This is a genomic window from Pseudomonas sp. HMSC076A11 (genome assembly GCF_001810205.1).
Taxonomy (GTDB): domain Bacteria; phylum Pseudomonadota; class Gammaproteobacteria; order Pseudomonadales; family Pseudomonadaceae; genus Pseudomonas; species Pseudomonas aeruginosa.
Map to the genome: position 1 here is coordinate 121,185 of NZ_KV800315.1, position 18,020 is coordinate 139,204.

At 67.0% G+C, this 18,020-nt stretch carries 19 protein-coding genes; 12 read left to right on the plus strand and 7 right to left on the minus strand.

The window, feature by feature from the left end:
- The first annotated feature begins 2 nt into the window (after positions 1 to 2).
- The 6 genes from tssJ to HMPREF2716_RS21225 are packed head-to-tail and all read left to right on the plus strand — an operon-like array spanning position 3 to position 7,966.
- The gene (tssJ, locus tag HMPREF2716_RS21200) at positions 3 to 509 is read left to right on the plus strand and encodes a type VI secretion system lipoprotein TssJ (protein WP_003122875.1); all 507 of its coding nucleotides are present in this window, start codon (positions 3 to 5) and stop codon (positions 507 to 509) included.
- Positions 506 to 1,837 carry a type VI secretion system baseplate subunit TssK gene (gene tssK, locus HMPREF2716_RS21205; protein WP_003097790.1) on the plus strand — a complete coding sequence of 444 codons (1,332 nt, stop codon included), beginning with the start codon at positions 506 to 508 and terminating at the stop codon, positions 1,835 to 1,837. Before tssJ ends, tssK begins: the two co-directional genes overlap by 4 nt.
- 2 nt (positions 1,838 to 1,839) lie before the next feature.
- The gene (gene icmH / locus HMPREF2716_RS21210; RefSeq protein ID WP_003087622.1) at positions 1,840 to 2,709 is read left to right on the plus strand and encodes a type IVB secretion system protein IcmH/DotU; all 870 of its coding nucleotides are present in this window, start codon (positions 1,840 to 1,842) and stop codon (positions 2,707 to 2,709) included.
- 15 nt (positions 2,710 to 2,724) lie between these two features.
- A complete protein-coding gene (gene tssM, locus HMPREF2716_RS21215) occupies positions 2,725 to 6,252 on the plus strand; it encodes a type VI secretion system membrane subunit TssM (protein WP_003122874.1) in 3,528 nt (1,175 codons plus the stop codon).
- Positions 6,252 to 6,980: a PP2C family protein-serine/threonine phosphatase gene (locus tag HMPREF2716_RS21220; RefSeq protein ID WP_003087627.1), complete on the plus strand. Its 729-nt coding sequence runs from the start codon at positions 6,252 to 6,254 to the stop codon at positions 6,978 to 6,980. Before tssM ends, HMPREF2716_RS21220 begins: the two co-directional genes overlap by 1 nt.
- On the plus strand, positions 6,977 to 7,966 hold the full coding sequence (locus HMPREF2716_RS21225) for a serine/threonine-protein kinase (protein WP_003097784.1): 990 nt from the start codon (positions 6,977 to 6,979) through the stop codon (positions 7,964 to 7,966). Before HMPREF2716_RS21220 ends, HMPREF2716_RS21225 begins: the two co-directional genes overlap by 4 nt.
- A gap of 27 nt (positions 7,967 to 7,993) precedes the next feature.
- On the opposite strand, the gene HMPREF2716_RS21230 is transcribed toward HMPREF2716_RS21225, so the two are convergent.
- Positions 7,994 to 8,374: a VOC family protein gene (locus HMPREF2716_RS21230; RefSeq protein WP_003097780.1), complete on the minus strand. Its 381-nt coding sequence runs from the start codon at positions 8,372 to 8,374 to the stop codon at positions 7,994 to 7,996.
- Between the two features lie 245 nt (positions 8,375 to 8,619).
- On the opposite strand from HMPREF2716_RS21230, the gene HMPREF2716_RS21235 reads away from it, so the two are divergent.
- The gene (locus HMPREF2716_RS21235) at positions 8,620 to 9,081 is read left to right on the plus strand and encodes a bacteriohemerythrin (protein WP_003087637.1); all 462 of its coding nucleotides are present in this window, start codon (positions 8,620 to 8,622) and stop codon (positions 9,079 to 9,081) included.
- Between the two features lie 64 nt (positions 9,082 to 9,145).
- Here the strand turns inward: HMPREF2716_RS21235 and folE are convergent, their stop codons facing one another.
- From folE to HMPREF2716_RS21255, 4 genes are all read right to left on the minus strand, one after another.
- Positions 9,146 to 9,691 (minus strand): GTP cyclohydrolase I FolE, encoded by a 546-nt coding sequence (folE, locus tag HMPREF2716_RS21240; protein ID WP_003087639.1) that lies wholly within the window; start codon positions 9,689 to 9,691, stop codon positions 9,146 to 9,148.
- Between the two features lie 77 nt (positions 9,692 to 9,768).
- A complete protein-coding gene (locus tag HMPREF2716_RS21245; RefSeq protein WP_003087642.1) occupies positions 9,769 to 10,326 on the minus strand; it encodes a Smr/MutS family protein in 558 nt (185 codons plus the stop codon).
- Between the two features lie 56 nt (positions 10,327 to 10,382).
- On the minus strand, positions 10,383 to 10,703 hold the full coding sequence (locus HMPREF2716_RS21250) for a hypothetical protein (RefSeq protein WP_003087644.1): 321 nt from the start codon (positions 10,701 to 10,703) through the stop codon (positions 10,383 to 10,385).
- A 172-nt stretch (positions 10,704 to 10,875) separates the two neighbouring features.
- Complete coding sequence (locus HMPREF2716_RS21255) at positions 10,876 to 11,472, minus strand: cysteine hydrolase family protein (RefSeq protein WP_033969533.1); 597 nt, start codon at positions 11,470 to 11,472, stop codon at positions 10,876 to 10,878.
- Positions 11,473 to 11,642: 170 nt separating this feature from the next.
- Here HMPREF2716_RS21255 and prmB point away from each other — a divergent pair, with 170 nt between their 5' ends.
- On the plus strand, positions 11,643 to 12,557 hold the full coding sequence (gene prmB / locus HMPREF2716_RS21260; protein ID WP_003087648.1) for a 50S ribosomal protein L3 N(5)-glutamine methyltransferase: 915 nt from the start codon (positions 11,643 to 11,645) through the stop codon (positions 12,555 to 12,557).
- Positions 12,558 to 12,581: 24 nt separating this feature from the next.
- Here prmB and HMPREF2716_RS21265 read toward each other — a convergent pair whose 3' ends face one another.
- Complete coding sequence (locus HMPREF2716_RS21265; RefSeq protein ID WP_003087649.1) at positions 12,582 to 13,361, minus strand: hypothetical protein; 780 nt, start codon at positions 13,359 to 13,361, stop codon at positions 12,582 to 12,584.
- A gap of 77 nt (positions 13,362 to 13,438) precedes the next feature.
- Positions 13,439 to 14,422 (minus strand): alpha/beta hydrolase, encoded by a 984-nt coding sequence (locus HMPREF2716_RS21270; RefSeq protein ID WP_004349090.1) that lies wholly within the window; start codon positions 14,420 to 14,422, stop codon positions 13,439 to 13,441.
- 107 nt (positions 14,423 to 14,529) lie between these two features.
- Here HMPREF2716_RS21270 and aroC point away from each other — a divergent pair, with 107 nt between their 5' ends.
- The 4 genes from aroC to HMPREF2716_RS21290 are packed head-to-tail and all read left to right on the plus strand — an operon-like array spanning position 14,530 to position 17,972.
- A complete protein-coding gene (aroC, locus tag HMPREF2716_RS21275) occupies positions 14,530 to 15,621 on the plus strand; it encodes a chorismate synthase (RefSeq protein WP_023116411.1) in 1,092 nt (363 codons plus the stop codon).
- A 43-nt stretch (positions 15,622 to 15,664) separates the two neighbouring features.
- The gene (locus tag HMPREF2716_RS21280; RefSeq protein ID WP_003087654.1) at positions 15,665 to 16,816 is read left to right on the plus strand and encodes an MFS transporter; all 1,152 of its coding nucleotides are present in this window, start codon (positions 15,665 to 15,667) and stop codon (positions 16,814 to 16,816) included.
- A complete protein-coding gene (locus tag HMPREF2716_RS21285; protein WP_003103182.1) occupies positions 16,813 to 17,430 on the plus strand; it encodes a methylthioribulose 1-phosphate dehydratase in 618 nt (205 codons plus the stop codon). The genes HMPREF2716_RS21280 and HMPREF2716_RS21285 overlap by 4 nt, the downstream gene beginning before the upstream one ends.
- The gene (locus HMPREF2716_RS21290; RefSeq protein WP_003087656.1) at positions 17,427 to 17,972 is read left to right on the plus strand and encodes a 1,2-dihydroxy-3-keto-5-methylthiopentene dioxygenase; all 546 of its coding nucleotides are present in this window, start codon (positions 17,427 to 17,429) and stop codon (positions 17,970 to 17,972) included. The genes HMPREF2716_RS21285 and HMPREF2716_RS21290 overlap by 4 nt, the downstream gene beginning before the upstream one ends.
- Positions 17,973 to 18,020 lie beyond the last annotated feature (48 nt).

Here is an 18,020-nt window from a genome sequence, read left to right on the forward strand (position 1 = left end):
CCATGTCTCGTCGCCCGATCCCGCCAGCCAGGGCGCTGGCCATGCTCGCCGTCCTGGCGCTGCTGGCCGGCTGTTCCACGCTGTCGCCGTATTCCAGACTGACCAAGCTCGACCTCGCCCTGAGCGCCGGCGAGCGGGTCAATCCCGACCTCAATGGCCGGCCGTCGCCGGTGGTAGTGCGGCTGTTCGAGCTGAAGCACCCGGTGGCGTTCGAGAACGCCGACTTCTTCAGCCTCTACGAACGTCCCAAGGAGACCCTGGACCCCGACCTGGTGACCAGCGAGGAGCTGGAGCTGCGTCCCGGCGAGCGGGTCGAACTCAAGCTCAGCGTGGGGGAGGGGAGCCGCTACGTGGGCGTGCTCGCCGCCTACCGTGATCTCGGCGAGGCAAGCTGGCGCTACGTGGTGCCGGTCACGGCGAAAGAGCTGACCCGGGTAGAGCTGAAGCTGGGCCAGAAGGGCATCCTGAATGCCGGCGAACTGCTCGGCAAGGCGGGTGACGCGCGATGAACGTGCACAAGATCGTCTGGCAGGAAGGCATGCTGCTGCGCCCGCAGCACCTGCAACACAACGACCGCTACTACGACAACCAGATGAAGGCCCGGACCCAGTTGCTGGGCAGCTACAACTGGGGCTTCCTCGCCCTGGAGCTGGACCGCCAGTTCCTCAACATGGGCAAGCTGGTGATCAGCCAGGCCTCCGGCGTATTGCCCGACGGCAGCCTGTTCGAACTCGGCGGCAACACCGAGCCGCTCGCCCTCGACGTGCCGCCCAATACCTCGAACGTGCCGATCTACCTGGCCCTGCCGCTGGTCACCGGCAACCACATCGAGGCGCGCCGGCCGGAGCAGGCCGAGGTCCTGGCGCGCTATACCGCCTATGACCTGGAGGTGGCGGACTCCAACGCCGGCGAGGATTCCATGGTGCAGGTCAGCTGCGCGCGGCCGGATTTTCGCCTGCTGCTCGGCGAGCAGCAGAGCGACCAGGCCTACGTCAAACTGAAGGTGGCGGTGGTGCTGGATACCACGCCGGACGGGGTGATCAGCCTCGACCCCGACTTCGTGCCGAGCTACCTCCACGCCCACGCATCCGCCTACCTGCTGTCCTGCCTGAAGGAGGTGATCAGCATGCTCGGCCATCGCGGCGACACCATCGCCGAGCGTATCCGGTCCAATGGCAAGGTCGGCGGCGCGGAGGTCGGCGATTTCATGATGCTGCAACTGATCAATCGCACCGAGTTGCTGCTGCGCCACTACCTGGGATTGGAGCAGGTGCATCCGGAGCAGTTGTACCGGGTGCTGCTGACCATGCTCGGCGACCTCGCCACCTTCGGCAGCGAGAGCAAGCGTCCGCGCCTGGACAGCCGTTACCAGCACAGCGACCAGGGCGCCAGCTTCCGCAGGCTGATGGAGGCGATCCGCCAGGTCCTGTCGATGGTGCTCGAGCAGCATGCCATCGAACTGCCTCTCCAGGCCCGCCAGTACGGCATCCTGGTCTCGCCCCTGCACGACCACAAGCTGCTCGGCAGCGCCTCGTTCGTGCTCGCCGCCAGTGCCAATTGCGAGTCGGAGGAACTGCGCCAGCGGCTGCCCGCGCATCTCAAGGTGGGTGCGGTCGAGCACATTCGCCAACTGGTCAACCTGCACCTGCCGGGGATCCGGGTCAAGCCGCTGCCGGTGGCGCCGCGGCAGATCCCGTTCCACTCCAACAAGACCTATTTCATTCTCGAACCCAACGCCGAGGACATGGCCCAGCTGGAGCGCTCCGGCGGTTTCGCGTTCCACGTATCCGGCGAGTTCTCCGAGCTTGAACTGAAATTCTGGGCCATCAGGAACTGAACATGATCAAGGAAAGGGAATACCACGAGGACGAGAAGACCGTCCTCCTCGATCACCAGGGACAGGTACCGGCCCAGGGGCCGCTGACCGATTTCGCCGAACCGCCGCGCTTCGAGCAGCTCGAGGAGCGGATGATCTACGCGGCGCGCCTGCGTCCGGGCGAGGCCTTCAACGTCAGCCTGAACCCGCTGGTCGCGGCGGCTTCCGAACTGCTTTCGGAAGTGGTCCGGCTCAAGCACAGCACCGTGCTGGAGAACCTTGCGGCGCTCAAGGAGCGGTTGACCTCCGCCATGAAGCTCTTCGAATTCCGCGCCGTGCAGGATGGCGTGGAAAACAGCCAGGTCATGGCGGCGCGCTACGTGCTGTGCACGGTGGTCGACGAGGCGGTGGTGACCACCCCGTGGGGCAACGAAAGCGAATGGTCGAAGATCAGCCTGCTGAGCAGCTTCCATAACGAGACCTTCGGCGGCGAGAAGTTCTTCCAGTTGCTCGACCGGCTGTCGAAGAACCCGGTCAAGCACCTGCCGATGCTGGAGCTGATGTACCTCTGCCTGGCCCTAGGCTTCGAGGGCAAGTACCGGGTGATGGCTCGCGGCGTGCTCGACCTGGACGGTATTTCCGACGCGCTCTACCGGCAGATCCGCCAGTTGCGCGGCGACGTGCCGCGCGAACTGTCGCCGCACTGGCAGGGGCTCAGCGACCAGCGTCGCGGCCTGGTGCGGATCGTGCCCTGGTGGATGGTGGCGCTGTTCACCCTGGTCTGCCTAGTGGTGATGTATTCGGGATTCGCCTGGGTTCTCGGCGAACAACGCGACACGGTGCTGCAGCCTTACCAGTCGCTCGATGCGGCGGCAGGACAGCCCGGTTCGTAAACACAGGGACGCGAAATGAAAAACTTCTTCAAGAAAGTCGGCGCCTTCCTGCGCAAGACGTGGGTCTGGACGCTGTTGCTGGTACTCCTGGCGGCATTGCTGGTGTGGTTCGTCGGGCCGCTGCTGGCGGTCGCCGACTACAAGTTCTGGGAAAGCCCGACCTCGCGGTTGCTGAGCATCAGCCTGATGTTCCTGGTCTGGGGGCTGGCGATGGTCTTCGTCAGCTGGCGCGCCGGAGTGCGGCGCAAGGCCGTCGAGGACAGCGACGAGGGCCAGGAGCGCCTGCGCCGCGACGGTCTGATCGAAGACGAACAGAAGGAATTGCGCAGCCGCTTCAAGGACGCCTTGCGCACCCTGAAGACCTCCAGCCTGTACCGCGGTCGCAGCGAGCGCTGGCGCAACGAGCTGCCCTGGTACCTGCTGATCGGCCCGCAGGGAAGCGGCAAGACCAGCCTGCTGGACTTTTCCGGACTGGAATTCCCGATCAACCGGATCGACCGCAAGCTGACCCGCGACACCGCCGGCACGCGCTACTGCGACTGGTACTTCGCCGACCACGGCGTCCTGATCGACACCGCCGGGCGCTACCTGACCCAAGCCGACGGCGAGGTCGACGGGGGCGCCTGGGCGACCCTGCTCGGCCTGTTGCGCAAGCGCCGCCGCGCACGGCCGCTGAATGGCGTGATGGTGTCGATTCCGGTAGAAACGTTGCTCAGTGACGACGAGATGGCGCTGGATACGCTGGCTCGCCAGGTGCGTGCGCGCCTGCAGGAAATCCAGCAGACCCTGCACCTCGATCTGCCGGTCTACCTGGTGCTGAGCAAGGCCGACCAGTTGCTCGGCTTCGACGAGTTCTTCGACCAGTTGAGCCGCGAGGAGAGCGACCAGGTTCTGGGCACCAGCTTCGGCAAGGAGCAGAACGGCACCGATGTGACGGTCCTGCGCCAGGCGTTCGAGGACCTTCTGCGACGCCTGAACAGCCAGGTGATCATGCGCATCCACCAGGAGCGCGATACCCTGCGTCGCGGTCGCATCCTGGACTTCCCGCACCAGCTTGGCCAGATCGGCGAGCGGTTGTGCCTGTTCGTCGAACTCGCCTTCACCGGCAACCGCTACCAGCGCGCCAGCCGCCTGCGCGGCTTCTACCTGACCAGCGCGCCGCACCTGGCCCAGCAGCTGGACGAGGACACCGCCGGCATCGGCGCCAACCTGGGGATCGCCAGCGGCCTGCTGCCGACCCTGCGCAACGGGCGCTCGCGCTTCATCCATCACCTGCTGAGCCAGGTGATCTTCCCCGAGGCCAACCTGGCAGGTCTCGATCGCCGCGAACGCACGCGCATCCACTGGGGCCAGCGAGCCCTGTACGTCGGTTCGCTGGCGCTCCTTCTGCTATTCGGCCTGCTCTGGGCTGGCGGTTTCTCGGCCAACCACGAGCGCCTGGAGCGGGTCCGCGAGCTGGCGCAGCAATGGGCCCAGCAGCGCCAGGCGCTTGGCGAGCGCGACGACGCCATGGCGGCGCTGAAGACGCTGGATAGCAGCTATGCGGCGACCACCGTGTTTCCGCCCAAAGGGGAAGTCTCGCTGCACGAGCGCGCCGGGCTGTACCAGGGCAACGAGGTCAACCCGCCGCTGGCCGCTGCCTATCGCCGCGAGCTGGAGACGCAACTGCTGCCGCGCGTGGCGCGGATGCTCGAAGCGCAGATCCGCGGCAACATGCAGAATCGCGAACGCCTGCTCAACAGCCTGCGGGCCTACCTGATGCTGAATCTGCGCGAGCGCCGCGAGAACGGATGGCTCAAGGACTGGGTGGCTACCGACTGGTCGCAGCGCTATGCCGGCAACGGCACCGTGCAGAATGGCCTGAACACGCATTTCGCCCGTCTGCTCGAGCAACCGTTCAGCTATCCGCTGAACGAGACCCTGGTGGCCCAGGCACGCCAGGTGCTGCGCAGCGAGTCCCTGGCCAACGTGGTCTACCGGGTGCTGCGCGAACAGGCGCGAAGCCTGCCCGAGTATCGCTTCGGCCAGCACCTGGGGCCGCAGGCCGGTCTGTTCGTCGGCACCGACTACGTGATCCCGGGGTTCTACACCCAGCAGGGCTACCAGCAATACTTCGTGGTCCAGGGCGCCAGCCTGGTCAACGACATCCTTCGCGACAACTGGGTCCTGGGCGAGGGCAGCGGGATCAGTGACATGGACCTGCGGCGCCTGATGGTCGAACTCGAGCAGCTGTATTTCCGCGACTACGCGAACTTCTGGAGCGAGGCGGTCGGACGCCTGGGCCTGCTGCCGTTCAACGATGCCGGCGAGGGCGCCGACCAGGTTTCCGGGCTGCTCGCCGCCAACTCGCCGATCCTCCAGTTGTTGCTGGAGGTCCGTGAGAACACCCGTTTCCCGGTCCTGGCGGAGAGCGCCGAGGCGCTGGCAGAGGCCAGCGACAAGGCCGCGGAAAAGGGCGGCAAGCTGGGCAAGGCGGCCGCCGCGGCGGCCGGCAAGGCCAGGGACGCGTTGGCGAAGAACCTGCCGGATACCGCGAAGAAGTCCCTGCAACGCCGCTTCGAGCCCCTGCATCGCCTGCTCGACGATAACAACGGCCCGGCGGCCGACCTCACCCCGCTGTTGCAGGCGCTCAACGAGTTGCAGTTGCAACTCGCCGGACTGGCGCGCGCCAGCCAGCCGGAGCAGGCGGCTTTCGACATGGCGAAGAGCCGCATGGGCGGCCAGCGCGATGCCCTGAGCAACCTGCGCAACGCCTCCGCGCGACTGCCGCGACCGCTCGGCGGATGGTTCAGCGTGCTGGCAGAAGACGCCTGGCGGCTGGTCCTCGGCGATGCCTACCTGTACCTCAACCAGCGCTACCAGAGCGAGCTGTACGGTTTCTACAGCAAGGCGATCAACAAGCGCTACCCGTTCAACGCGCACAGCGCCAGCGATGTCGCGGTCAGCGATTTCCGCGAGTTCTTCAAGGCGCAGGGCGTCGCCGAACGCTTCTTCGAAACCTACATGCGGCCCTTCGTCAGCGGCGACCCGGGCAGTTACCGCCTGCGCAGCGTGGACGGTTACAGCCTGCCGATGTCCAAGGTCTATCTCGACCAGATGGGCACGGCCCAGGTGATCCGCCAGAGCTTCTTCGCCGAGAACCCGGCCGAGCCACAGGTGCGCTTCCGCCTGGAGCCCTATACCCTCGATCCTGGCGTCAGCCGCGCCGAGTTCCGTTTCGACGGTCAGTCCATGGAGTACCGCCACGGCCCGATCGTGCCGATGTCGTTCAAGTGGCCCAGCGACGCCGACGGCGGCCGCACCAGCCTGGTGCTGGAGAAGATGGCCGGACGACCGGTGGGAATCGAACGCAATACCGGGCCCTGGTCGCTGTTCAGGCTGTTCGACCTGATGCAGACCGAGTACCTCAGCGGGCGTGACGTGATGGTGCTCAAGGCCGACCTGGGCGGCCTGCGCGCCAACTACCTGCTGCTCGCCCAGCGCACGCCGAATCCGTTCGATCTCGCAGTCCTGCGCAGCTTCCGCATGCCGGTGCAGCTCTGATGCAACGCACCGAGCCCTGGCGCAGCGCGGCGCGCACGGATCGCGGCAAGGTCCGCGCGCGCAACGAGGATGCCTTCCTGGACTGCCCGGATCGCGGGCTCTGGGCGGTCGCCGATGGCATGGGCGGGCACCAGGCCGGCGACCTGGCCAGCCGGATGATCGTCACCAGCCTGGCGGAACTGCCGGCCCGGGCGGGATTCGACGAGCGCCTGAACGCGATGCGCCAGTGCCTGCACTGGCTCAACCGGCGCCTGGGCGAGGAACTCACCCTCAGCGCCGAACGCGGCGACAGGATCATCGGCAGTACGGTGGTGGCGCTGGTCGTGGAGGGGTCGCGGGCGGCCTGCGTGTGGGTCGGCGACAGCCGCTGCTACCTGTGGCGCGGCCAGCGGCTGTACCAGCTGTCCCGCGACCACTCGCTGTTGCAGCGACTGGTCGACGAACGGCGGATGGATATCGAGCAGGCCCGCGCCTATCCCTCGGCGCGCGCGCTGACCCGTGCCGTCGGCGCCAGCGAACAACTGGTGCTGGACGTGTTGGAACTGGAGGTGCATCCCGGGGATGTCTTCCTGCTCTGCAGCGACGGGCTCTACGAAGAGCTGAGCGCCGATGCGCTGGGTCGCGCGTTGAGCCTGGCATCGCCGCAGGTGGCGGTGGAGCGGCTGTTCGACGGTGCCCTGAGCGGCGCCGCACGGGACAACCTGACGGCCGTGGTGATCCGCCAATGAACGAACCGCTGTCGTCGCTGGAGCTGCTGCCGGAGGAGGAGGGCGGCGCGAACCTGACCTATTTCGCCTTCGCCGCCCCGACCGCCTCGGCGCCGGACCTGCCGGCGGTGTTGCCCGGTCCGCTGCCGGACGTTCTTTCCGGGCGCTACCGTCTGGAGCGGATGCTCGGCGCCGGCGGCATGGGGACGGTCTACCGTGCCCGGGACCTGCTCCATGAGCAGTTCGGCGACCCGGCGCCGCTGGTAGCGCTGAAGCTGCTCAACGAGTCGGTCGCCGAGTCACCCGACGCCAGCGCCTTGCTCTATAGCGAGTTCGCCCTGACCCGGCGCTTGCGCCATCCGAACGTCGTGCGTCTGTTCACCTTCGACGTCGACACCGCATGCCAGCGCGCCTACATCGTCATGGAACTCATGCCTGGCCTGCCGCTCGACCGCCTGCTCTGCGAGCGTCCCGAAGGCCTGCCCTGGTCCGAGCTGAGCGCGATCGCCCGGCCGTTGCTGGATGTTCTGGCCTACGTCCACGAACAAGGAGTACTGCATGGCGACCTGAAGCCGAGCAACGTGATGCTCGGCGAAGAGGGCGTGCGGCTCTTCGACTTCGGCCTCGGCCAGGCGCAGGCAGGCATCCTGGATGGCCTGCCGCAGCTCAGCCGGGGCCGCATCGACGCCTGGACTCCGGGCTACGCCGCTCCCGAACTTCTCGAGGGCGCGCCATTGTCGCCGGCGGCCGACCTGTATGCGCTGGCCTGCGTCCTCTACGAACTGGCCGACGGTCGCCATCCGTTCCGCCGCCTGCCCTCGAACCAGGCCCGGGAGCAGGGGCTGGAGCGCCAGCTGCGCGCGCCCGGACACCTGCCTCGGCGCTGCTGGCCGGCGCTGCGTACCGCCCTGAGCCTCGACCCCGAACGGCGCTGCATCGGCGTCCGCGAATTGCAGGAAGCGCTGGGCGCGCGGCGTTCCTGGCTGGCCGGCGTTCTTGCCCGTTGAGCCGGCGGCGCTCGGTTTGCAGGACCTCTACGGCCGCTCTCCGCAAGCGCTCTGCAGGGCGATACGATTGCCTTCGCTGTCCCTGATCTCGGCGATGAACACGCCGTCGCCAAGCGGCGTCTTCGGGAAGAGGATTTCGCTGCCTTCGCCGAGGGCCCGGGCAATGACGGCATCCAGGTCCGCGACATTCAGGTAGATGATCGCCCCATGTAGCGTAGGCACGTAGACGTCGCCCTCGGCGAGTGCGCCGCTGGCACCGTCACGGCCTTCCTCGAAGGGGAAATGCGCCATTCTGCTTCCGTGCAGGGTGGCTACCTCGCCGAACGCCACTCCGAACACCGAGGCGTAGAAACGCATCGCCCTCCCCAGGTCGGACACCGGTATTTCCACGTGCGCGATCAGGTTCATTTCCTTCCTGTCCTGTCGGGACCACTGGTGACGCCGCTTTCCGGCGACGATGGCGGATGTTCAGCCGCGCGAAACCGAGCGGATCGAGCGGGCATGCCGCCGCGAGGGGGGCGAATGAATTCATGCGAAATTCATTAACATCTTGTCCCGCTTGACCGGCGTCAATACCCGTACTGCGTCACAAAAATACCCTGGCCCCAGGCCGTTCGGAAAGGCCGTTCGCTGTTCGCTTGGGGGAAGTCATCATGGCGCATCTGGTCTGGCAGGATGACCTGAATACCGGTATTCAGGTCATCGACAATCAACACAAACGCATCGTCGAGATGATCAATCACCTGCACGACGCCCAGCAAGGCAAGGAACACGCGGCGATCGCCGAGGTGATCGAGGAGCTGGTGGACTACACGCTGTCGCACTTCGCCTTCGAGGAAACTCTGATGGAGGATGCCGGCTACCAGTTTTCCCGGGCGCACAAGAAGATCCACGAGCTGTTCATCCGCCGGGTCTCCGAATACCGGGTGCGCTTCCAGGCCGGCGAGGATGTCGGCGATGAACTCAAGGGCTTGCTCTCGCGCTGGCTGTTCAACCACATCCGCAACGACGACGCCGGATATGTGGATGCGGTACGCCACAGCATGTCCGAACTGGTCAAGGACAAGAGCGAGGGTGGTTGGTTGTCGCGCTCGATGAAGCGCTTCTTCGGCTGATCGCCGGGGAAGGAAACGCAAAACCGGCCCAGTGGGGCCGGTTCTTTCGCCAGCGGACCTGGCCTCAGCGGATCAGGCTGAGGAATTCGCTGCGGGTGGCGGCGTTGTCGCGGAATTCGCCGAGCATCACCGAAGTGACCATGGACGAGTTCTGCTTCTCCACGCCGCGCATCATCATGCACATGTGCTGGGCCTGGATCACCACCGCGACGCCGAGGGCGCCGGTGACCTGCTGGACCGCCTCGGCGATCTGCCGGCTCATGTTCTCCTGGATCTGCAGGCGGCGGGCGTACATGTCGACGATCCGCGCGACCTTCGACAGGCCGAGCACCTTGCCGTTCGGGATATAGGCCACGTGGGCCTTGCCGATGAAGGGCAGCAGGTGGTGCTCGCAGAGCGAGTACAGCTCGATGTCCTTGACCAATACCATTTCGCTGTTGTCGGAGCTGAACAGGGCACCGTTGACGACTTCTTCCAGGCTCTGTTGGTAGCCGCGGCACAGGTACTTCATGGCCTTGGCGGCACGCTTGGGCGTGTCCAGCAGACCTTCGCGGTTAACGTCCTCGCCGAGCTGGGTGAGGATCGAGGAGTAGTGTTGTTCCAGGGACATGGGCGTTCCAGTCAGACGATTACCAGCGCGGAGGGTAGGACGTCGCCGGGCCGCTGGCAAGACTCGGCGCTTGCCGGCTACTCGTCGCGGCCTTCGAGCATGGTCCTGCGCAGCATCACGTAGACCGAGCCGGTGCCGCCGTGGCGTGGCAGGCAGGAGGTGAAACCGAGCACCTGCGGGTGTTGGCGCAACCAGGTATTGACGTGGCTTTTCACCAGCGGGCTGCGTCCGTCCTTGCGCGCGGCCTTGCCATGGGTCACGCGCACGCAGCGGATTTCCAGGCGGGTGGCCTCGGCAAGGAAGTCCCATAGCGTCTGCCGGGCCTTCTCCACGCTCATGCCGTGCAGGTCGAGGCTACCGTCGAAGGGCACCAGGCCCTGCTTGAGCTTGCGCAACTGGCTTTCCTGGACGCCGTCGCGGGCCCAGGACAGCTCGTCCTCGGGGCCGACGTCGATGACGAACTGGTCGGACAGGCCGTCGACGCGGATTTCGTCGTTGCGCACGCTGGCATTGAGCTGGCGCTGCTTGAGTTGCTGGCGGTCGTTGCGAGGTTTGCCGGTATCGGCTCGATCGACCGAGATGCGCTTGACGCCGCGCATCTCGCTCTTGAACAGGGAAAAGTCGTCGTCTTGCATGGGAGCCTCCGCGAAGCGGCGCAGTTTACCGGATCGGCCGGACGCCGGCAGCCCGCTCAGTCGCGCTTTTTCATCAGGTTCGGCGACAGGCTCAGGTCGCTGTTGCGGCGGCTGCGGCGGCGGCTGAAACGCCAGAAGAACACGCCGAGGCAGAGCGACAGCAGGCCAAGGGCCAGCAAGACGCCGCCAGCGGCGGGTTCGATATGCAGCATGCCGACAGCCGGCTGGCGGCCGATCAAGGCCGAGGTGCCGGCCAGCGACAGCAGCACGCCCAGGCTCGCCACCAGGGCCGCGAACGCCGCCGCCAGGCGCCAGCGCCAGACTCTCGGCCGGCGCGGGCGCAGCCGGCGCGCATCGAAACTATCGGACAACTTCATCCCGACTTCCTCGTGTGTCATCGGGGCTAGGACCGGAACCTTCCTGCCGGGTTCCCGGATTCCCGGGAGCCGTGGGCAAACCGTGCGCCACTCGTCTTCTCGCCGCAAGCCATGGCCCTGCAGGCAGACTAGTCCTCCGCAGGGCGGGACGGGAGGGCGGCTGGATGGGCGGTCAGAGCAGTTCCCGGGCCTGGGCGACGATCGCCGCGAAGTTGTCGCCGAGGGCGGCGATCTCGGCGCGTTGCAGATCCGCGGCGCTCAGGACCCCGCCGTTCAGGGTGGGTATGTCGCGGGTGGCGCAGGCGCTATCGGCGAGGGTGCAGCGGTAGCCGTAGTCCTTGGCCGCGCGCACGGTGGTGCTGACGCTGGAATGGGTCATGAAGCCGCAGACGATCAGGTCGAGACGGCCGTGGTTCTGCAGCAGGTCGTGCAGCTCGGTGCCGGAGAAGGCATTGGGCAGGCGTTTCTCCACGACTTTTTCCCCGGCTTCCGGTTGCAGTTCCGGGAGGAACTGGCCGCGCGGCCCTTGCGGATCGAACAGGCCGCCCTGGATACCCAGGTGGCGTACATGCACGATGGGCGTACCGCTGGCGCGGGCCGCCTGCACCAGCACGCCGATCTCCGCGGCGGCGTCGTCGAGGCCTGGCAGGCGCAGGGCGCCGCTGCGGTACTCTTCCTGGGCATCGATGATCAGCAAGGTGCTCTGCCGAAGGGGGGCTGGCGGGTAGCCGCGTCCGCTGATCTGCAAAAGGGTGAGCGGATGAGGCATGTCACTACTCCTGAGAAGGCACATGCCTTTCATTCTGGCCCCTATCGGCGAGCCTGTGAACCTTTGCCGCATGCGCACTAAAGTGGTATGGACTTCCCGCGCTGGAGGCCAGCTCCGGCGCGATCGGCTAGAATGTCGCCCTTTTGTGCGTTGCGAGGAGCAATTCCGTCATGTCCGAGTCCCGTCTGCTCACCCTGCGCGACTACATCCGCTGGGCTGTCAGCCGTTTCCACGCCGCCGGCCTGTTCTTCGGTCACGGCACCGACAATGCCTGGGACGAGGCGCGCCACCTGGTTCTGGGCTCCCTGCACCTTCCCTGGGAAATTTCTGACAGCTACCTGGATTGTCGCCTGGAAGACGATGAACGCGCCGAGTTGGCGGAGATCCTCCGGCGGCGCATCGAGGAACGGATTCCGGCGGCCTACCTGCTGGGCGAAGCCTGGTTCTGCGGGATTCCCTTCAGCGTCGACGAACGCGTGCTGGTGCCGCGCTCGCCTATCGCCGAACTTATCGAACAGCGCTTCGCGCCCTGGCTGCCGGCCGAGCCGGCGCGAATCCTCGACCTCTGCACCGGTTCCGGCTGCATCGGCATCGCCTGCGCCTATGCGTTCGAGCAGGCGGAGGTGGTGCTCGCCGACCTGTCCTTCGATGCGCTGGAGGTGGCCAACGTCAATATCGAGCGCCACGACCTCGGCGAGCGGGTCTACACCGTCCAGGGCGACGGTTTCGCCGGGCTTCCCGGCCAGCGCTTCGACCTGATCGTGTCCAATCCGCCCTACGTGGATGCCGAGGATTTCGCCGACATGCCGGCGGAGTTCCATCATGAGCCTGAACTCGGCCTGGCCTGCGGCGACGACGGCCTGGACCTGGTGCGACGGATGCTCGCCGAGGCGGCCGACCACCTCAGCGAGAAAGGCCTGCTGATCGTCGAGGTGGGCAACAGCGAGGTCCATGTGCAGGCGCTGTATCCGGAAGTGGACTTCACCTGGCTGGAGTTCGAGCACGGTGGCCACGGGGTGTTCATGCTGTCCGCCGCGCAGTGCCGCGAGCACCGGGAACTGTTCCGTTCGCGCTTGGAAAAGTGATCGGAGGCGGCTGGTGCCGCCGGTTCAGTGAGTGGCGATCCAGATCAGCAGGCCGGCCTGGAACACCGCGAAGGCGGTCAGGCAGGCGATGGTGAAGCGCAGGCTGGTGTCGTCGCGGCGGTAGTGGTTGATGCGCTGTTCCAGTTGGCGGATCTCCGCATCCTGGGCCTGCAGGGTCTGCTCGGCCTGTTCCAGCATCGCCGCGGCGTCCAGCAGCGGCACGATCTGCACCTTGTCCTTGTGCCAATCGCTGTGCAGCTCACTGACCCGGCCGGCGCTGTAGCGGGCCTTGAGCAACCGCTGGTCCTCATAGCTGACGTCGAAGCCCTGGGCGCGGATGAAATGGTCGCGGCGCAGGCGTGCGTCTTCGGTCAGGCCATCCTTCAGCGCCAGTGCGCCGCCTTCCACCTTGTAGTGGGCCCAGCGTCGTTGCGCCCAGGCGATGGCCTGGGCCAGCAGGAAACGGCCCAGCCCGCGGTTCAAGGGTTCCAGGCTGAGCCCGGCGTCCGAACCGAAACGCACTTCCTTGTTGCGATGATCGGCCCAGACCTCCAGCAGGTTCTGCTCCTTGCGCAGCATCAGGCCTGGCACCTGGATGCTCAGGCGCAGCAGGCTCTGGTCCGCGCTGTGCCGTTCGACCCTGCCGAGCTGGACGAAGCGCAGGGGGCGGGCGCCGGTCGCGCGGTCGGTGGGCAGTGGCGCCAGGCGGAGCAGGCGGAAATGCTCCGGCGCCAGTTCGGCCCAGGGGTGCGGCGGTTTCTTCTCGGCTTCTTCTGCGGCCGGTTGGGTATCGCTATCGATCATCGGACATCCTCTGGCCGGCCGCCTTCACGGGCCGGCTTTCAGAACTTGTCGGCGCGGGAAGCGATTTCTGTAGCGGCTCAGCGGCCTTTTTCCGCCTCTGCGCCGCGCAGGATGAAGCGGCTGACCGCCTCGACCAGTTGCCGGGCCAGCGGCAGGTTCGGGTCGTTGTAGGCGGAAAGCTGCTGGAGACCGGTGCTCGGGGCGATCCGCAGGATGTGGTTCATGCCGTCGATGAGCACCAGTTGCGAGTCGGGCTTGGCTCGCTGGAGCGCCTCGGCGTCGGCGACGCCGACCTGGATGTCATTGCGGCCCTGGACGATCAGGGTCGGGATGCGCAGGCGGCCGAACGCGCGGGCCGGGTCTTCGCGGAACAGCGAGATCAGGTACGGCTGCACGCTGGGGCGGAGCAGGTTGGCGAGCGCCGGCGGGATATCGCCGCGGGTCTCGCCGGCCTTCAGCGAAGCCAGCACCGAGTCGGCCTGGCGCAGTTGCGCCGGCGGCAGGCGACCGCGCAGTTGCTCGCGCAACACCCGGTCGATGGGTTGGCCGCTGCCGGCGATGGCGATCAATTCCTCGGCCGGCGTGCGAGGCGCCGCCAGGCTGGCGATCAGCGCGCCTTCGCTATGGCCGACCAGGATCAGCCGGGAGAAGCGCGGGTCGCGGGCCAGCCGCTCGCTCCAGGCGACCACGTCGTCGACATAGACGCCGACGCTGAGGTCTTCCTCGCGCGGCGCCGCCGCCAGGCTGCGGGCGACTCCCCGCTTGTCGTAGCGCACGCTGGCGATTCCGCGTTCGGCCAGGGCCTCGGCGAGACGCAACAGGTAGCGGTTGTTGCCGCCGAAGGGGTTGTTGCCGTCGCGATCGGTGGGACCGGAGCCGGCGACCAGCAGGACCACCGGCGGCGGCACGGCGCTGCGCGGCAGCAGCAAGGAGCCGCGCAGCACGCCGTGCCCGGTGTCCAGGTCGTAGGGGCGGTGCAGGATGCTGTTGGGAGCGGCGTGGGCCAGGCTGGCGAGCAGGCAGAACAGGGCGAGGAGGGCGCGCGGCATGGAGGTCTTCATGGGCCGATGATAGCGCTTTGATCGCGTCCTCCGGGGAAGGTTCGCAGGCCCGTCCTTGACGGGTATACTCCGATGTCTTTCCCTCTCGTCCTCACGCGGAGCCTCGCATGTCCGGCAACACCTACGGCAAGCTCTTCACCGTCACCACCGCAGGCGAAAGCCACGGCCCGGCGCTGGTCGCCATCGTCGATGGGTGCCCCCCGGGGCTGGAACTGTCCGCCCGGGACCTGCAACGCGACCTCGACCGGCGCAAGCCCGGCACCAGCCGGCACACCACCCAGCGCCAGGAAGCCGACGAGGTGGAGATTCTTTCCGGGGTGTTCGAGGGCAAGACCACCGGCACGCCGATCGGCCTGCTGATCCGCAACACCGACCAGAAGTCCAAGGACTACTCGGCGATCAAGGACCTGTTCCGCCCGGCCCACGCCGACTACACCTACCACCACAAGTACGGCGTGCGCGACTACCGCGGCGGCGGCCGTTCCTCGGCGCGCGAGACCGCCATGCGCGTGGCCGCCGGGGCTATTGCCAAGAAATACCTGGCGGGCCTGGGCATCCAGGTGCGCGGCTACATGAGCCAGCTCGGGCCGATCGAGATTCCGTTCAGGAGCTGGGACAGCGTCGAGCAGAATGCCTTCTTCAGCCCCGCCCCGGACAAGGTGCCGGAGCTGGAGGCCTACATGGACCAATTGCGCCGCGACCAGGATTCGGTCGGGGCGAAGATCACCGTGGTTGCCGAAGGCGTGCCGCCGGGCCTGGGCGAGCCGATCTTCGACCGCCTGGACGCCGAACTGGCGCATGCGCTGATGAGCATCAACGCGGTGAAGGGCGTGGAGATCGGCGCCGGCTTCGCCAGCATCGCCCAGCGCGGTACCGAGCACCGCGACGAACTGACCCCGCAAGGCTTCCTGTCGAACAATGCCGGCGGCATCCTCGGCGGGATCTCCTCCGGCCAGCCGATCGTCGCCCACCTGGCGCTGAAGCCGACCTCCAGCATCACCACTCCCGGGCGCTCGATCGATACCGCCGGCGAGCCGGTGGACATGATCACCAAGGGCCGTCACGACCCGTGCGTCGGCATCCGCGCCACGCCGATCGCCGAGGCGATGATGGCCATCGTCCTGCTCGACCAGTTGCTGCGCCAGCGTGGGCAGAACGCCGACGTGCGCGTCGACACGCCGGTCCTGCCGCAGCTGTGAGGGCTGTGGCAGGCCGCGGTGCGGGACGGGTGAACGGCGGATCGTGACCAGCGCGGTTCCCTACTGGCGCCTGTCCAGCTTCTATTTCTTCTATTTCAGCCTGCTCGGCGCCACGGCGCCGTTCCTCGCCCTGTATTTCCATCACCTGGGCTTCCCCAGCCCGCGCATCGGCGAGCTGGTGGCGATTCCCATGCTGATGCGTTGCGTCGCGCCCAACCTGTGGGGCTGGCTGGGCGACCGCAGCGGCCAGCGCCTGGCCATCGTGCGCTTCGGCGCGGTATGCACGGCGCTGGGCTTCTCGCTGATCTTCGTCAGCCACAGCTACGCCTGGCTGGCCTTGGTGATGGCGTTGCACGCGTTCTTCTGGCATGCCGTGCTACCGCAGTTCGAGGTCATCACCCTGGCCCATCTGCGCGAGCGCAGCGCCAGCTACAGCCGGATTCGCCTGTGGGGCTCGATCGGTTTCATCTGCACCGTGGTCGGTCTCGGCGCGCTGTTCGAGCGCCTGAGCCTGGATGTCTACCCGGCGACGCTGCTGGGTATCATGCTCGGCATCGTGCTGTGCAGCTGGTGGGTGCCCAATGCCCAGCCGGCCCATCGCGAACCGCGCGAAGGCGAGGGCGGCTTCCTCGCCCAGTTGCGCCAGCCGGGCGTGCTGGCGTTCTACCTGTGCGTGTGCCTGATGCAGCTGTCCCATGGGCCGTACTACACCTTCCTGACCCTGCACCTGGAATCGCTGGGCTACAGCCGGGCGCTGATCGGTCTGCTCTGGGCGCTGGGGGTGGTCGCCGAGGTCATGTTGTTCCTCGCCATGCCACGCCTGCTGCAACGTTTCAGCCTGCGCCAGGTGCTGGCCGCGAGCTTCCTGCTGGCGTCGCTGCGCTGGCTGCTTCTCGGCAACCTGGCCGACAGCCTGGCGCTGCTGGTCTTTGCCCAGACGCTGCATGCCGCCACCTTCGGCAGTTTTCATGCGGCTGCCATCCATTTCGTGCAACGTAGCTTCGGCCCGCGCCAGCAGGGCCAGGGCCAGGCCCTGTATGCTGCGCTGGCCGGTACCGGTGGAGCCCTGGGCGCGCTGTATTCCGGCTATAGCTGGAACAGCCTGGGCCCTGCCTGGACCTTCGCCATCGCCAGCCTGGCAGCCTTGCTGGCAGCCGCTATCATCAGTACCCGTTTGCAAGAGGTGCGGGCATGAACGACAACCGTGAACAGCTGACCCAGCAGATCATCGACGCCGGCCGGTTCCTCTACGGCCGCGGCTGGTCGCCGGCAACCAGCAGCAACTACTCCGCGCGCCTGGACGAACAGCGCGCGCTGCTCACCGTCTCGGGCAAGCACAAGGGCCAGTTGGGCTTCGACGACGTGCTGGCCACCGACCTGGCCGGCAACAGCCTGGAACCGGGCAAGAAACCCTCGGCGGAGACCCTCCTGCACACCCAGCTGTATGCCTGGAACCCGGCGATCGGCGCGGTGCTGCATACCCACTCGGTGAATGCCACCGTGCTTTCCCGCCTGGTCCGCGGCGACCGCCTGGTGCTGCAGGACTACGAACTGCAGAAGGCCTTCGCCGGGGTCACCACCCACGAAGGCCAGGTCGAGGTGCCGATCTTCGACAACGACCAGGACATCGCCCGCCTGGCCAGCCGCGTGCAGCCCTGGCTGGAGGCGCATCCGCACTGCCCGGGGTATTTGATCCGCGGCCACGGGCTGTACACTTGGGGCGCGCGCATGAGCGATGCCCTGCGTCAGGTGGAAGCTTTCGAGTTTCTGTTCGAGTGTGAACTGAAAGTACTGAGTCTGAGCCGATGAGCAGCCTTACCGTCTATCACGAGAACCAGCCGGAGCAGCCGCTGAAGCTGCTGACCCATGCCGAGGACATCGCTTCGACCCTGGCCGAGGTCGGCGTCCGTTTCGAACGCTGGGAAGCCGCCGCGCCGATCGCCGCCGGCGCCAGCCAGGACGAGGTGATCGCCGCCTACGCCCACGAGATCGAGCGGCTCAAGCGCGAGCGCGGCTACATCACCGTGGACGTGGTCAGCCTGAACAGCGACCACCCGCAGAAGGCCGAATTGCGCGCCAAGTTCCTCGACGAGCACCGCCATGGCGAAGACGAGGTGCGCTTCTTCGTCGCCGGGCGCGGCCTGTTCGTCCTGCATATCGAGGAGCATGTCTACGCCGTGCTCTGCGAGCGCAACGACCTTATCTCGGTGCCGGCCGGCACTCGCCACTGGTTCGACATGGGCGAGCACCCGCATTTCGTCGCCGTGCGCCTGTTCAACAACCCGGAGGGCTGGGTCGCCCAGTTCACCGGCGACGACATCGCCAGCCGCTTCCCCCTGCTGGAAGACTGAGCGAGGCACCGTCCCATCCGTCACCATCCGCGCCCCCGGTCCTGCCGG

Excerpts from the sequence above, each read along its gene's own strand:
- HMPREF2716_RS21245 (WP_003087642.1), bottom strand. The coding sequence starts at position 10,326 with ATGCAAGACGACGACTTTTCCCTGTTCAAGAGCGAGATGCGCGGCGTC.
- HMPREF2716_RS21220 (WP_003087627.1), top strand. The coding sequence starts at position 6,252 with ATGCAACGCACCGAGCCCTGGCGCAGCGCGGCGCGCACGGATCGCGGC.
- aroC (WP_023116411.1), top strand. The coding sequence starts at position 14,530 with ATGTCCGGCAACACCTACGGCAAGCTCTTCACCGTCACCACCGCAGGC.
- HMPREF2716_RS21235 (WP_003087637.1), top strand. The coding sequence starts at position 8,620 with ATGGCGCATCTGGTCTGGCAGGATGACCTGAATACCGGTATTCAGGTC.
- tssK (WP_003097790.1), top strand. The coding sequence starts at position 506 with ATGAACGTGCACAAGATCGTCTGGCAGGAAGGCATGCTGCTGCGCCCG.
- HMPREF2716_RS21270 (WP_004349090.1), bottom strand. The coding sequence starts at position 14,422 with ATGAAGACCTCCATGCCGCGCGCCCTCCTCGCCCTGTTCTGCCTGCTC.
- HMPREF2716_RS21250 (WP_003087644.1), bottom strand. The coding sequence starts at position 10,703 with ATGAAGTTGTCCGATAGTTTCGATGCGCGCCGGCTGCGCCCGCGCCGG.
- HMPREF2716_RS21255 (WP_033969533.1), bottom strand. The coding sequence starts at position 11,472 with ATGCCTCATCCGCTCACCCTTTTGCAGATCAGCGGACGCGGCTACCCG.
- HMPREF2716_RS21230 (WP_003097780.1), bottom strand. The coding sequence starts at position 8,374 with ATGAACCTGATCGCGCACGTGGAAATACCGGTGTCCGACCTGGGGAGG.
- HMPREF2716_RS21290 (WP_003087656.1), top strand. The coding sequence starts at position 17,427 with ATGAGCAGCCTTACCGTCTATCACGAGAACCAGCCGGAGCAGCCGCTG.
- HMPREF2716_RS21225 (WP_003097784.1), top strand. The coding sequence starts at position 6,977 with ATGAACGAACCGCTGTCGTCGCTGGAGCTGCTGCCGGAGGAGGAGGGC.
- tssM (WP_003122874.1), top strand. The coding sequence starts at position 2,725 with ATGAAAAACTTCTTCAAGAAAGTCGGCGCCTTCCTGCGCAAGACGTGG.
- HMPREF2716_RS21285 (WP_003103182.1), top strand. The coding sequence starts at position 16,813 with ATGAACGACAACCGTGAACAGCTGACCCAGCAGATCATCGACGCCGGC.
- icmH (WP_003087622.1), top strand. The coding sequence starts at position 1,840 with ATGATCAAGGAAAGGGAATACCACGAGGACGAGAAGACCGTCCTCCTC.
- HMPREF2716_RS21265 (WP_003087649.1), bottom strand. The coding sequence starts at position 13,361 with ATGATCGATAGCGATACCCAACCGGCCGCAGAAGAAGCCGAGAAGAAA.
- folE (WP_003087639.1), bottom strand. The coding sequence starts at position 9,691 with ATGTCCCTGGAACAACACTACTCCTCGATCCTCACCCAGCTCGGCGAG.
- prmB (WP_003087648.1), top strand. The coding sequence starts at position 11,643 with ATGTCCGAGTCCCGTCTGCTCACCCTGCGCGACTACATCCGCTGGGCT.
- tssJ (WP_003122875.1), top strand. The coding sequence starts at position 3 with ATGTCTCGTCGCCCGATCCCGCCAGCCAGGGCGCTGGCCATGCTCGCC.